Annotated in this window: 12 protein-coding genes; 7 read left to right on the forward strand and 5 right to left on the reverse strand. The window is 75.7% G+C overall.

Annotated features, from left to right (window positions below):
* Window positions 1–49: 49 nt before the first annotated feature.
* The 3 genes from K5O09_RS09080 to K5O09_RS09090 all read left to right on the forward strand — a co-directional run bounded on the left by K5O09_RS09080 (window position 50) and on the right by K5O09_RS09090 (window position 3,863).
* Window positions 50–1,192, forward strand: a complete 1,143-nt coding sequence (locus K5O09_RS09080) for a Gfo/Idh/MocA family protein (RefSeq protein ID WP_222172686.1) — start codon at window positions 50–52, stop codon at window positions 1,190–1,192.
* A 62-nt stretch (window positions 1,193–1,254) separates the two neighbouring features.
* Window positions 1,255–2,259: a sugar phosphate isomerase/epimerase gene (locus tag K5O09_RS09085; protein ID WP_222172418.1), complete on the forward strand. Its 1,005-nt coding sequence runs from the start codon at window positions 1,255–1,257 to the stop codon at window positions 2,257–2,259.
* 134 nt (window positions 2,260–2,393) lie between these two features.
* Window positions 2,394–3,863 carry an RNB domain-containing ribonuclease gene (locus tag K5O09_RS09090; RefSeq protein WP_222172419.1) on the forward strand — a complete coding sequence of 490 codons (1,470 nt, stop codon included), beginning with the start codon at window positions 2,394–2,396 and terminating at the stop codon, window positions 3,861–3,863.
* A gap of 147 nt (window positions 3,864–4,010) precedes the next feature.
* Here K5O09_RS09090 and K5O09_RS09095 read toward each other — a convergent pair whose 3' ends face one another.
* Together K5O09_RS09095 and K5O09_RS09100 are read right to left on the reverse strand one after the other, a co-directional pair.
* Window positions 4,011–4,241 carry a hypothetical protein gene (locus K5O09_RS09095; RefSeq protein WP_222172420.1) on the reverse strand — a complete coding sequence of 77 codons (231 nt, stop codon included), beginning with the start codon at window positions 4,239–4,241 and terminating at the stop codon, window positions 4,011–4,013.
* 51 nt (window positions 4,242–4,292) lie between these two features.
* Entirely contained in the window at window positions 4,293–5,393 is a 1,101-nt protein-coding gene (locus K5O09_RS09100; protein WP_222172421.1) for a hypothetical protein, read from the reverse strand.
* A 185-nt stretch (window positions 5,394–5,578) separates the two neighbouring features.
* Between K5O09_RS09100 and K5O09_RS09105 the strand changes: the two genes are divergently transcribed.
* Window positions 5,579–6,256 carry an HAD family phosphatase gene (locus K5O09_RS09105; RefSeq protein ID WP_255596262.1) on the forward strand — a complete coding sequence of 226 codons (678 nt, stop codon included), beginning with the start codon at window positions 5,579–5,581 and terminating at the stop codon, window positions 6,254–6,256.
* Between the two features lie 25 nt (window positions 6,257–6,281).
* Here K5O09_RS09105 and K5O09_RS09110 read toward each other — a convergent pair whose 3' ends face one another.
* Window positions 6,282–7,163, reverse strand: a complete 882-nt coding sequence (locus K5O09_RS09110; RefSeq protein ID WP_370635575.1) for a RecB family exonuclease — start codon at window positions 7,161–7,163, stop codon at window positions 6,282–6,284.
* 150 nt (window positions 7,164–7,313) lie between these two features.
* Between K5O09_RS09110 and K5O09_RS09115 the strand changes: the two genes are divergently transcribed.
* From K5O09_RS09115 to arc, 3 genes are all read left to right on the forward strand, one after another.
* On the forward strand, window positions 7,314–8,429 hold the full coding sequence (locus K5O09_RS09115; protein WP_255596263.1) for a site-2 protease family protein: 1,116 nt from the start codon (window positions 7,314–7,316) through the stop codon (window positions 8,427–8,429).
* 11 nt (window positions 8,430–8,440) lie between these two features.
* Window positions 8,441–9,505: a tRNA (adenine-N1)-methyltransferase gene (locus K5O09_RS09120; RefSeq protein WP_222172422.1), complete on the forward strand. Its 1,065-nt coding sequence runs from the start codon at window positions 8,441–8,443 to the stop codon at window positions 9,503–9,505.
* A 144-nt stretch (window positions 9,506–9,649) separates the two neighbouring features.
* On the forward strand, window positions 9,650–11,278 hold the full coding sequence (arc, locus tag K5O09_RS09125) for a proteasome ATPase (protein WP_222172423.1): 1,629 nt from the start codon (window positions 9,650–9,652) through the stop codon (window positions 11,276–11,278).
* Between the two features lie 63 nt (window positions 11,279–11,341).
* Here the strand turns inward: arc and K5O09_RS09130 are convergent, their stop codons facing one another.
* Together K5O09_RS09130 and K5O09_RS09135 are read right to left on the reverse strand one after the other, a co-directional pair.
* Window positions 11,342–12,187 (reverse strand): ABC transporter permease, encoded by an 846-nt coding sequence (locus K5O09_RS09130; RefSeq protein WP_222172424.1) that lies wholly within the window; start codon window positions 12,185–12,187, stop codon window positions 11,342–11,344.
* Complete coding sequence (locus tag K5O09_RS09135) at window positions 12,184–12,939, reverse strand: ABC transporter ATP-binding protein (RefSeq protein WP_222172425.1); 756 nt, start codon at window positions 12,937–12,939, stop codon at window positions 12,184–12,186. The genes K5O09_RS09130 and K5O09_RS09135 overlap by 4 nt, the downstream gene beginning before the upstream one ends.
* Window positions 12,940–12,984 lie beyond the last annotated feature (45 nt).

Raw genomic sequence — 12,984 nt, forward strand, 5'->3', positions numbered from 1 at the left:
GGAGGGTCTCGTGACGGACGGGACGACGACGGCGCCGCTGCGCGTCGGGATGGTCGGGTACGCGTTCATGGGCGCGGCGCACTCGCAGGCGTGGCGCACGGCGCCGCGGTTCTTCGACCTGCCGCGGACGCCGGTGATGCGGGTGCTGGGCGGCCGCGACGCGGGGGCGGTCAAGGCGGCCGCGGACCGGCTCGGCTGGCAGGAGTCGGTGACGTCCTGGCGGGAGCTGGTGGACCGCGACGACGTCGACCTGGTCGACATCTGCACCCCCGGCAGCACGCACGCCGAGATCGCGGTGGCCGCCCTGGAGGCCGGCAAGCACGTGCTGTGCGAGAAGCCGCTCGCGAACACCGTCGCGGAGGCGGAGGTCATGGTCGCCGCCGCGGAGGCCGCCGCCGCCCGGGGCGTGCGCTCGATGGTCGGCTACACCTACCGGCGCGTCCCGGCGGTGCAGCTCGCCCGCACGCTCGTCGAGCAGGGTCGCATCGGGACGATCCGCCACGTGCGGGTGCAGTACCTGCAGGACTGGCTGACCGACCCCGAGGCGCCGCTGTCGTGGCGGCTCGACAAGGAGGCAGCCGGGTCCGGGGCGCTCGGCGACATCGCGTCGCACGCGGTGGACCTCGCGCAGTACGTGACGGGTGAGCGCCTGACCGGCGTCTCCGCCCTGCTCGAGACGTTCGTGCGGGAGCGCCCGGTCGCCGCGGACTTCGCCGGTCTGCACGGCACGGCGGGCACCGGGCGGGGGCCGGTGACCGTCGACGACGCCGCCGTGTTCCTGGCCCGGCTCTCCGGTGGCGGGCTCGGCGTCTTCGAGGCCACCCGGTTCGCGACGGGCCGCAAGAACGCCCTGCGGCTGGAGGTCAACGGCGAGCGCGGGTCCCTCGCGTTCGACTTCGAGGACATGAACGTCCTGCACGTCCACGACGCCACCGAGGACGCCGCCGTCGCGGGGTTCCGCCGCGTGGTGGTGACCGAGCCGCAGCACGCCTACATCGCGCACTGGTGGCCCGCGGGCCACGGCCTCGGCTACGAGCACGCGTTCACGCACCAGGTGGTCGACCTCGTCGGCGACATCGCCGCCGGCCGCGACCCCCGCCCGTCGTTCGCGGACGGGCTCGAGGTGCAGCGCGTGCTCGAGGCCGTGGAGCGCAGCGCCGCCGACGACAGCCGGTGGGTGCCGCTGGCCTGACACCCGCACGACGACCCCGGTCGCCCCGCCGCGACCCGCCCACCCGAGAAGGAGCGCGCACCATGGCACGACCCGTCACGCTGTTCACCGGCCAGTGGGCCGACCTGCCCTTCGAGGAGGTCGCCCGCCTCGCCTCCGAGTGGGGCTACGACGGCCTCGAGATCGCCTGCTGGGGCGACCACCTGGACCCGTGGCGCTGGGACGACGACGCCTACGTCCAGAGCCGGCTCGACGTCCTCGAGCGGTACGGCCTGCAGGTCTGGGCGATCTCGAACCACCTGAAGGGGCAGGCGGTCTGCGACGACCCGATCGACCAGCGCCACCGCGACATCCTGCCGGACGTCGTCTGGGGCGACGGCGACCCCGAGGGCGTCCGGCAGCGCGCCGCGACGGAGATGCAGCACACCGCCCGGATGGCCGCCCGCCTCGGGGTGAAGACCGTCGTGGGCTTCACCGGGTCGTCCATCTGGAAGTACGTCGCGATGTTCCCGCCCGTCTCCCAGGCGGCCGTCGACGCCGGGTACCAGGACTTCGCCGACCGCTGGAACCCGATCCTCGACGTCTTCGACGAGGTCGGCGTCCGGTTCGCGCACGAGGTGCACCCGTCGGAGATCGCCTACGACTACTGGACCACCGTCCGGACGCTGGAGGCCATCGGGCACCGCGAGGCGTTCGGCCTCAACTGGGACCCCAGCCACATGGTCTGGCAGGACCTCGACCCGGTGGCGTTCCTGTGGGACTTCCGCGACCGGATCTACCACGTGGACTGCAAGGACACGAAGAAGCGGATGTCCAACGGCCGCAACGGCCGGCTCGGGTCGCACCTCGCGTGGGCGGACCCGCGCCGCGGCTGGGACTTCATCTCCACCGGGCACGGAGACGTGCCGTGGGAGGACGCGTTCCGGGTGCTCAACAGCATCGGGTACGACGGGCCGATCTCCGTGGAGTGGGAGGACGCCGGCATGGACCGGCTGCTCGGTGCGCCCGAGGCGCTGGCGTTCGTGCGGCGCCTCGCGTTCGACGCGCCCGACGCGGCGTTCGACGCGGCGTTCTCGCAGCGCGGCTGAGGACCGGGGCCGAGCGGGCGGGGCGTGAGGGGGCGGCGCCGAGCACGTGGGTCCCGACCAGGCGCGGCCGAGCGCCCGCGCGTCGCGGGGCCCGACCTCGGGCGGAGAGCGCGCGGTCGGCCTAGGCTCGCCGCGTGCGCCACGTCCGTCTCCGCCCCGCCGGTGGGGACGCCCGTGCGCAGCGGGTCGACGCCGCCGTCCGGGCGGGGCTCATCGCGCTGCGGGACGAGCTCGACGTGCCGGGGGACTTCGGCACCGACGTGCTCGCCGAGGTGGACGAGGTGCTGGCCGCCGGGCCGTCGGACGACGGCGCCGCGCGGGAGGACGCGCGGGACGTGCCGTTCGTGACGATCGACCCGGCCGGCTCGCGCGACCTCGACCAGGCGCTGCACCTCGAGCGGCGCGGCTCCGGGTACCGCCTGCGCTACGCCATCGCGGACGTCGGCGCGTGGGTGCGGCCCGGCGGTGCGGTCGACGCGGAGGCCCGGCGCCGCGTCGTCACGCTCTACGCGCCCGACGGCCGCGTGCCGCTGCACCCCCCGCGGCTGTCCGAGGGGGCGGCGAGCCTGCTGCCGGACCAGGACGCCCCCGCGCTGCTGTGGGACCTCGACCTGGACGCCGACGCCGAGCCCACGCGTGTCCGGGTGCACCGCGCGGTCGTCCGCAGCAGGGCGCAGCTCGACTACGCCGGCGTGCAGCGCGCCCTCGACGCCGGCACGGCGGACGGCACGCCGGAGCTGCTCCGGGAGGTCGGGCGGCTGCGGGTCGCGGCCGAGGTCGCCCGCGGGGGGCTGACGCTGCCGACGCCGGACCAGGAGGTCGCGGTCGACGGGGCGGACCGGTGGACGCTGACCAGCCGGGCGACCCTGCCCGTCGAGGACTGGAACGCCCAGGTGTCGCTCCTGACCGGCATGGCGGCCGCCCGGCTCATGCTCGACGGCGGCACCGGCGTGCTCCGCACCCTGCCGCCCGCCGACCCCCGGGACGTCGAGCGGCTGCGGCGGACGGCGCGCGCCCTCGGGGTCCCGTGGCCCGACGGCGCCGGGCACGCCGAGGTCGTGCGCGGGCTCGACGCCTCGGTGCCGGCGCAGGCGGCGCTGCTCACCGAGGCGACCACCCTGCTGCGCGGCGCGGCGTACGTGGCGTTCGACGGCGAGGCACCCGAGCAGCCGCAGCACGCCGCGATCGCCGCGCCGTACGCCCACGCCACGGCACCGCTGCGCCGGCTGGTCGACCGGTTCGTGGGAGAGACGTGCGTCGCGCTGTGCGCGGGGGCCGACCTGCCGGCGTGGGTGCGCGAGGCGCTGCCGTCGCTGCCGGACGTCATGGCGGGCGGCGACCGGCGGGCTGCCGCGTACGACCGCGGCTGCGTGGACCTCGTCGAGGCGGCCCTGCTGAGCGGCCGGGTCGGTGAGGAGTTCGGCGGGGTGGTCGTCGACGTGCGCGACGACGGGACCTCGGGCGTCGTGCAGCTGCGGGAGCCGCCGGCGCGGGGGCGCGTCGAGGGGGAGTCGCTGCCGCTGGGCACGGACGTGCGGGTGCGGCTGTCCGAGGCGTCGGTCGAGCGGCGCACGGTCCGGTTCACGCTCGACGGCGGGGGCTGACGGCCGGGCGGGCGGCGGACGCGGGGCGCGGGCCACGACACCGGGGCGCCGGGTCGTGCGCCCGGCCCGTGCCAGCTCGTTCGGATCCGTTCGTGCGGGCGCGCCCGGCGCGTCAGGCGCGTGCGGATCCGCACGCGGCGGAGGTGGTCAGGCCGGGTCGGACGGGGGCCGCGCCCCGCCGGAGGGGACCGGCGCGGTGGTGGGCGCGGGCGGGGCGGACGTGGCCGCCTGGCGGAGCGCCGCCTCCCGGCGGTCCACCTCGCGGGCGTCGAGGAACCCGTCGCGGACGGCGCGCCGAACCACCAGGTACAGGATGAAGGCGAGCACGGCCGGCACCAGCACGTACACGAGCAGCACGAACGCGGTCATCGAACCCATCGCCCGACCGTAGCGCGCCAGCACGCGGGCGGTGGCGGGTCCCCGCCGGCGTCACCCGGTCAGCAGCGGTGCGAGCGCGACGACGACCGCGTCCGCCGCGCGCGTGGGCGTGTCCGCGGTGCGTCCGGTCGCCAGGCTCGCCCGCAGGACGTCGAGCGCATCAGCGAAGCACTGCGTCGTCTCCGGAGCCGGACCCTCGCCGGGGAGCTCGCGGACGAGCGCGGCAGCGGCACGGAGCGCGTCGGCGACGTGCTGCCGGGCGTCGGCGTCGAGCGTCGCGGCGACCGGGACGTGCACCCCCGACGTCACCGGGTCGCCGCGGGAGGACTGCACCGCCCGGGCGACGTGCACCGCCCGCCCCACGTCGACGGCGATCCCCGCCGCCGTGTCGATCCGCGCCGCGGCAGCCGCCTGACGCTCGCGCCACTGCCGGTAGCGTGCGGCGGTCCAGTTGGCGCGCGCCGCCTCGCGCGTCTCCCGCACGGCGGCGTCCGCGCGGGCGCGGGCCGCCCACAACGCGGCGGGGTCGGGCAGCGGCCGGTCGTCCGCGGTGACGGCCTCCGCCAGCTCGTCCAGGTGCGAGGCAGCTGCCTCCGCCAGGGCGGCGAGGGCACGCTCGCCCGGGGTGAGCGGCAGCGGCGGGAGCAGCGCGTTGACGCCCACCCCGATCGAGGCCCCGAGGAGGGTGAGGCCCACGTACGCCGACACGTAGTCCAGCGGGTCCGAACCGCCGATGACCAGGACGAACAGCGCAGAGGTCGGCACCCACGACCCCATGTCGCCGAGCAGCCGCCAGTGCGCCACGAGCACCCCGGCCAGCACCACCACGGCGAGCGCGGGCAGGCCGGGCAGCGGCGTCAGGTCGACGACCCTCGCGATCGCGGCCCCCAGCGCGATCGCGAGGGCGGCCTGCCCCGCACGGCGTGTCGACGCACGCACTGTCAGCGACGTCGCGACCACCGCACCGAGCGGTGCGTAGTACGGGTACTCGCTCCACGAGCCCGGGGCGAGTCGGGCCGCGAGCCACGCGAGTACGGCCGCTGCGGTGGTCCGCAGTGCGTGCCCGATCCAGGGCCGGCCGGCGAGTGCCGCGAGGAGGCCGTGGCGCGCCCGGCGCAGCGCACCACCGACGGGGCCCGGGGCAGGAGGCATCACCCTCACCATGGCCCACCGCGGTGGCCGGCGCGACCGGGACGGCACGCGCCGGGGCCGCCCCGCGGGCCGGCGCCGTGACGGGCCGGCCGCCCCCCCCGGACGACCGCCGTTCACCGCCCGGCCTCCCGGGCCGGTTAGCCTCGGGGGACTGCCGCCCGGCACCTCGACGACAGGAGCACCTCGTGACCCGCCACACCGACCTCCCGGCCGCCGTCCTCTGGGACATGGACGGCACGCTCGTGAACACCGAGCCGCTGTGGATGGCCGCCGAGACCGAGCTCGTGCAGTCGTGGGGCGGCACGTGGACGCACGAGGACGGGCTCACCCTGGTCGGCAACCCCATGAAGGTCTCCGCGGAGATCCTCCAGGGCCGCGGCGTGGGCCTGCCGGTCGACGAGATCGTGGACTTCCTCAACAAGCGGGTCGCCGCTGCGGTCGCGGAGAGCACTCCGTGGCAGCCCGGGGCCCGTGAGCTGCTGGCCGCGCTCGCCGAGGCCGGTGTGCCGCAGGCGCTCGTGACGTCGTCCTACCGCGAGCTCGCCGAGCCGTTCGCGCAGGTGGCGGGCGTGTTCGCGGCGGTCGTGGCCGGCGACGAGGTGCAGCGGCCGAAGCCGGACCCGGAGCCGTACCTGCTGGCCGCCGAGCGGCTGGGCCTGGCGGTCACGGACTGCGTCGTCGTGGAGGACTCCCCGGCGGGCATCACGTCGGGCGTCGCGTCCGGCGCCCGGGTACTGGCTGTCGAGGTGCTCCGGGAGCTGCCGGACCTGCCGGGACTCAGCACGACGTCGTCGCTGGCGGACGTGGCCGTGGCGGACCTGGTGCGGATCGCGCAGGGCAGCGTGCTCGACCTGCTGCGCTGACCGGACGGCCCCGCGGAGCCCGCGCTCAGGAGGCGCGCGCGACGGGGGTGATGCCGATGGCGCGTTCGACGGCGCCCTCCGGGATCTCCGGCGGGGTGCCGCCGAAGGCCGGGCACACGGCCTGGTGGGTGCACCAGTCGCACAGCCGGGACGTGCGGGGCCGCCACTCGCCGGTACGCGCTGCCTCCTCGATCTGCGCCCAGAGGGCGCGCAGCCGCTGCTCGAGCGTGCGCATCTCCGCCTCGGAGGGCGCGTGCCGCAGGATCTGCCCGTCGCCGAGGTAGACGAGCTGCAGGAGCGACGGCAGCACGCCCCGCTCACGCCAGAGGACGTAGGCGTAGAACCGCATCTGGAACAGCGCGGAGCCCTCGAAGCCCGGGTTCGGCGACTTGCCCGTCTTGTAGTCGACGACCCGCAGCGCGCCGTCGGCGGCGACGTCCAGCCGGTCGACGATGCCGCGGAGCCGGGGGCCGTCCTCCAGCAGCGTCGTCACGGCGAGCTCGCGGTCGCCGGGCTGCAACCGGTTCGGGTCCTCGAGCGTGAAGTACGTGTCGAGCAGCAGACGCGCGCTGCCGAGCCACGACTCCCGCTCCTGCTCGTCCGCGAACAGCGTGACGACCTCCGGGGAACGCTCGACCAGCCGGTCCCACGCCTCCGGGACCAGGGCGTGCGCCGCCGCGGGTGTGCGCTCGCCGAGCGGCAGGTCGTACAGCCGCTCCAGGACGGCGTGCACCAGCGTGCCCCGGGCCGCGGCCGCGCTCGGCGGCTCGGGCCGCTTGTCCACGACCCGGAACCGGAACAGCAGCGGGCACTGCTGGAAGTCGTTGGCCCGCGACGGTGACAACCCCGGCACACGGGGCTCGGGCGCGGCCTCGACGTCGCCGGCGTCGGAGCCGTCGACGGACACGGGCGCGAGCAGCTGCGGGTCGGTCGTCACGTCGACGAGACTACGGCCGACCACCGACACACCCGTCCGCGCCGGACCGCGGTCCCGCCGCGCACCCCGGCGCGCGCCGGCCGCCGCGCCGGCGCGGCGCGGCCACGTAGCCTGTCGCCCGTGGCAGACAGAACGCGGGGCTGGGTCGTCGGGCGGGTCGCCGGTTCTCCGGTGGTCCTGAGCCCGAGCAGCCTGCTGGTCGTGGCGGTGATCGCGCTGGTGTTCGCCCCGTCGGTGCGGGTGCGGGCGCCCGGGCTCGGCACGGGGTCGACCTATGTGGTCGCGCTCGTGGTCGGCCTGCTCCTGCTGCTGTCGGTGCTGGTGCACGAGCTCGCCCACGGCCTCACGGCACGCGCCCGCGGGCTCCAGGTGCGCGAGTACGCCCTGACGCTGATCGGCGGCCACACCGCCTTCGGCGGCCGGATCACCCCGGGCACGCAGGCGCTCGTCGCGGTGGTCGGTCCGCTCGCGAACCTGCTGCTCGCGGGGCTGTTCTGGCTCGCCGGCGGGCTCGCGGACCCGCGGGGCCTCGCCGCGCTCGTGCTCTACGCGGCCGCGTACTCCAACGCCTTCGTCGGTCTGTTCAACCTCGTGCCCGGACTGCCGCTCGACGGCGGCATGGTCCTGGAGGCCGCCGTCTGGGGCGCGGGCGGCGACCGCCGCCGGGGCGCGCTGGTCGCCGGCTGGTCGGGTCGCGTCGTCGCCGTCGGCTTCGCGGTGGTGGTGGTGGCGCTCCCGCTGACGCGGGGCGCGACCCCGGACCTCTGGTCCGTGGCGTGGGGGGCGCTCATCGGCGCGTTCCTGTGGTCGGGTGCCTCCGAGGCGATCCGCGGCGCGCGGCGGGGCCGGGCGGTCGACGCGCTGCACGTCGGCTCGGTCGGGGTGCCCGCCGTCGCGCTGCCGGCGACGGCGGTGCTGGCGGAGGCCGACGCGGAGCGAGGGCGCACGGGCGCCCGCGCGGTGGTGCTGCTGGCACCGGACGGCCGGCCGGCCGCCTACGTCGACCCCGAGGCCGCGAACGCGGTCCCCGCCGCCGAGCGGGCGGGGGTGCCGTTGACCGCGGTGGCGGTGACGCTGCCTGCCGGCGCCGTCGTCGACGCCGGGCTGCACGGTCCGGCGCTGGTGCAGGCCGTCGCCGCGGTGTCGCGGTTCGCGCCCGTGATGGTGGCCGTCAGCGAGGGACGCGTGGTGGCCCTGCTGCGCAGCACGGACGTCGCGGCCGCGCTGCGCTCCTAGACTCGACCCCCGTGACCGACGACACCGCCCCCGCGACCGCTCCCCAGCCGACGGGCGCCGACCAGCGCCGCGGCCTGCTCCGGGTGGGGGAGCGCGTCCAGCTCACCGACCCGCGCGGGCGGCTGCACACCATCACGCTCGCGCCGGGCGCGACGTTCCACACCCACAAGGGCTACTTCCGCCACGAGGAGCTCATCGGCGCGCCGGAGGGCACCGTCGTGACCAGCAGCGGCGGCGTCGAGTACCTGGCGCTGCGGCCGCTGCTGTCCGACTACGTGCTGTCGATGCCGCGCGGTGCGGCCGTCGTCTACCCGAAGGACGCCGGGCAGATCGTGCAGATGGCGGACATCTACCCGGGCGCCCGGGTGGTGGAGGCGGGCGTCGGGTCGGGCGCCCTGACCATGTCGCTGCTGCGGGCTGTCGGCGACGGCGGGCGGCTGCACTCCATCGAGCGGCGCGAGGACTTCGCGGCCATCGCGCGCGGCAACGTCGAGGCGTTCTTCGGCGGCCCCCACCCGGCGTGGCGGCTGTCCGTCGGTGACCTGGTCGACGTGCTCCCGACGGCGGAGGGGCCGGGCGAGGTCGACCGCGTCGTGCTCGACATGCTGGCCCCCTGGGAGAACCTCGACGCCGTCGCCACCGCCCTGGCGCCCGGCGGCGTGCTCATCGCCTACGTCGCGACGGCCACGCAGCTCTCGCGCCTCGCGGAGGACGTGCGGGCGGACGGCCGGTACACCGAGCCGCAGGCGTGGGAGTCGATGGTGCGGGGCTGGCACCTCGAGGGCCTGGCCGTGCGGCCGCAGCACCGGATGATCGGCCACACCGGGTTCCTGCTGACCACGCGCCGGCTCGCGGACGGCGTCGAGCCGCCGCTGCGCAAGCGCCGCCCCGCCAAGGGGTCGCAGCCCGGCGAGGCCGCCCTGGTCGACGAGGTCGGCGACGTCGTGAGCAGCCGGTCCTTCCAGGACGTCCCCGACGCGGAGTGGACGCCGGAGGCGCTGGGCGAGCGTGCGGTGTCCGACAAGAAGGTGCGCCGGGTCCGCCGTGACGTGGGGCAGGCTCCCGGGGCGGACTGACCCGCATCCGGGCGCGACCGGTGCGACCGGCCGGCCCCGGCCGGCCCCGGCGAGGCGTCCGCCCAGCGATTGACACGGGTGGTTAGGGTCGGTCCACGAATGCCGCACAGCGCCGTGGGGTCGACACGGATCGGAGGCACCGCGATGACCGAACCGACAGCGCGCGACCTGCAGCGCGAGCTCGCCCTGCTGGCCGCGAAGAACGAGCGGCTGTCCGACGCGCTCGTCGCCGCGCGCGACCAGATCATCGAGCTCAAGCGCCAGATCGACGACCTCGCGAAGCCCCCGGGGACGTTCGCGACGTTCCTGGCCGCCCGCGGGGACGGCGCGGTCGACGTCGTGTCCGCGGGCCGCAAGATGCACGTCGGCGTCAGCCCGGCGCTGGACGTCCGCTCGCTGCGGCCGGGCCAGGAGGTCATGCTCAACGAGGCGCTCACGGTCGTCGAGGCCGGCGGCTACGAGCAGGTCGGCGAGCTCGTGACCGTCAAGGAACTGCTCGGCAGGGACCGCGCCCTGGTCGTCGGGCGGGGCGACGAGGAGCGGGTCGTCCGGCTCGCGGGCCAGGTCATGGACGGCACGGTGCGGGTCGGCGACGCGCTGACCGTCGAGGCGCGCAGCGGGTTCGTGTTCGAGCGGGTGCCGCGGGCGGAGGTCGAGGACCTCGTGCTCGAGGAGGTCCCGGACATCGACTACGCCGACATCGGGGGCCTCGGACCGCAGATCGAGCAGATCCGCGACGCCGTCGAGCTGCCGTTCCTGCACCCGGAGCTGTTCCGCGAGCACGGGCTCAAGCCGCCGAAGGGCGTGCTGCTGTACGGGCCGCCCGGGTGCGGCAAGACGCTCATCGCCAAGGCGGTCGCGCACTCGCTGGCGGCGACGGCGGCGGTGGCGCGCGGTGAGGAGGTCACGGAGCCCAAGTCGTACTTCCTCAACGTCAAGGGCCCCGAGCTGCTCAACAAGTACGTCGGCGAGACCGAGCGGCACATCCGGCTGATCTTCTCCCGGGCGCGCGAGAAGGCGTCGCAGGGGCACCCGGTCGTCGTGTTCTTCGACGAGATGGAGTCGCTGTTCCGCACCCGCGGCACCGGCGTCTCCAGCGACGTGGAGACCACGATCGTGCCGCAGCTCCTCGCGGAGATCGACGGCGTGGAGCGCCTGGAGAACGTCATCGTGATCGGCGCCTCCAACCGTGAGGACATGATCGACCCCGCGATCCTGCGGCCCGGCCGGCTCGACGTGAAGATCAAGATCGAGCGTCCCGACGCCGAGGGCGCCCGGGAGATCTTCGCGAAGTACCTGACCCCCGACCTGCCGATCCACGCGGACGACCTGCGCGAGCACCACGGCTCCGCCACGGACGCCGTCGAGGCGATGATCTCGCGGGCCGTCGAGCGCATGTACTCCGAGAACGAGGAGAACCGGTTCCTCGAGGTCACCTACGCCAGCGGCGACAAGGAGATCCTGTACTTCAAGGACTTCAACTCCGGCGCGATGATCCAGAACGTCGTGGACCGCGCCAAGAAGTCCGCGATCAAGGACCTGCTCGCCACCGGTCAGCGCGGCCTGCGCGTCGAGCACCTGCTGACGGCGTGCGTGGACGAGTTCAAGGAGAACGAGGACCTGCCGAACACCACCAACCCCGACGACTGGGCGCGCATCTCCGGCAAGAAGGGGGAGCGCATCGTGTTCATCCGCACGATCGTCCAGGACAAGAAGGGCGAGGAGGCGTCGCGCCGCATCGAGAACGTGACGAGCACGGGGCAGTACCTGTAGCGGCTCGCGCGGGACGCCGGACGGCGCCGGTCGAGGGGTCCTCGACCGGCGCCGTCCCGCGCGTCAGGCCCGTTCGCGCCGGTACAGCGCGCGCGACCAGGCGTACCCGGCCCCGCCGACGACGACGCACCAGCCGAGGGCCAGCAGCGTCGTGGGGGTGTCGAGCGCAGCGCCGGTGAGCAGGCCGCGGGTGGTCTCGATGACGGGGGTGAACGGCTGGTACTCCGCGAACCAGCGGACGGCCGCCGGCATGGTGTCGACCGGGACGAACCCGCTGCCGAAGAACGGGAGCACCGTCAGCAGCAAGGGCGTGTTGGACGCGGTCTCGACCGAGCGGGCGGACAGGCCGAGCGCCACGCACAGCCACGTGAAGGCTGCGGTCGCCACGGTCACCAGGCCGCCCAGCGCGACCCAGCCGAGCGGCCCGGCGTGCGGGCGGTAGCCGATCGCGACCGCGATGCCGAGCACGAGCGCGACGGCGAGCAGGCCCTGGACGACGGTGCCGAGCACCGGCCCGCCGAGCACCGCGCCGGGGGACACCACCATCGTCTTGAAGCGCGCCATGATGCCGCTGGTCGCGTCCATGGCGGAGGTGATGGCGACGCTCTGGGCGGCCCCGACGACGGCGAACAGCAGGATCGCCGGGGTGATGTAGCCGAGGTACGCCGCCCGCCCGTCGGCTCCCGGTGCCGCGCCCGGGACGACGCCCGCGCCGAACGCCCCGCCGAAGACGTAGACGAACAGCAGGAGCAGGGCGACGGGGATGGCGACGGTGAACCCCGTCAGGCCCGGGTAGCGCACCGCGCGGAGCAGGTTGCGGCGCAGCATCGTCACGGTGTCGGCCACGGGCCGGGTGGTGGGAGCGGCGGACGGGCGGGGCGCTCGGGGCGCGGCGGTCGCGGCGGTCATGACGCCACCTCCGTCGCGGCGGACGGCTCGGTCAGCCGCAGGAACACGTCGTCGAGCGAGCCGGCGTCGTGGGCGGACTTGAGCTCGCCCGGCGTGCCCTCGGCGACGACGCGCCCACCGTCGAGGACGGCGACACGGTCGGCGAGCAGGTCGGCCTCCTCGAGGTACTGCGTCGTCAGCAGGATCGTCGTGCCGCCCGCGACGAGGGCACGGACCTCGTCCCAGAGCGCCCTCCGGCTGCGTGGGTCGAGGCCGGTGGTCGGCTCGTCGAGGAACACCACGGCGGGCTCGCCGACGAGGGTCATCGCCAGGTCGAGCTTGCGGCGCATGCCGCCCGACCAGGTGGACACGGGCTTGCGGGCCGCGTCCGTCAGCCCGAACCGGGCGAGCAGCGTCTCGGCGCGCTCCCGGCCCTCCCGGCGCCCGAGGTGGTGCAGGGCCGTCATCAGCCGCAGGTTCTCGGTACCGGTCAGCAGGTCGTCGACGGCGGAGACCTGCCCCGTCACGCCGATGGCGGCCCGGACGGCCTGCGGCTCGGCGACGACGTCGTGGCCGGCGACGCGGACGGTGCCGGCGTCCGGCGCGAGCAGCGTCGCAAGGACGCCGACGGTGGTGGTCTTGCCGGCGCCGTTGGGCCCGAGCAGGGCGGTCACGGTGCCGGCAGTGACGGCCAGGTCCACGCCGTCCAGGACGACGTGGTCGCCGTAGGACTTGCGCAGGCCGCGGACGTCCACGGCGAGGTCGGTGTGCACGGCGGTCTCCTTCCGGGTCGGGTGGTGCGGTGAGCGGCGGCGGGC

The sequence above is a fragment of the Cellulomonas sp. C5510 genome (genome assembly GCF_019797765.1).
Lineage (GTDB): Bacteria > Actinomycetota > Actinomycetes > Actinomycetales > Cellulomonadaceae > Cellulomonas.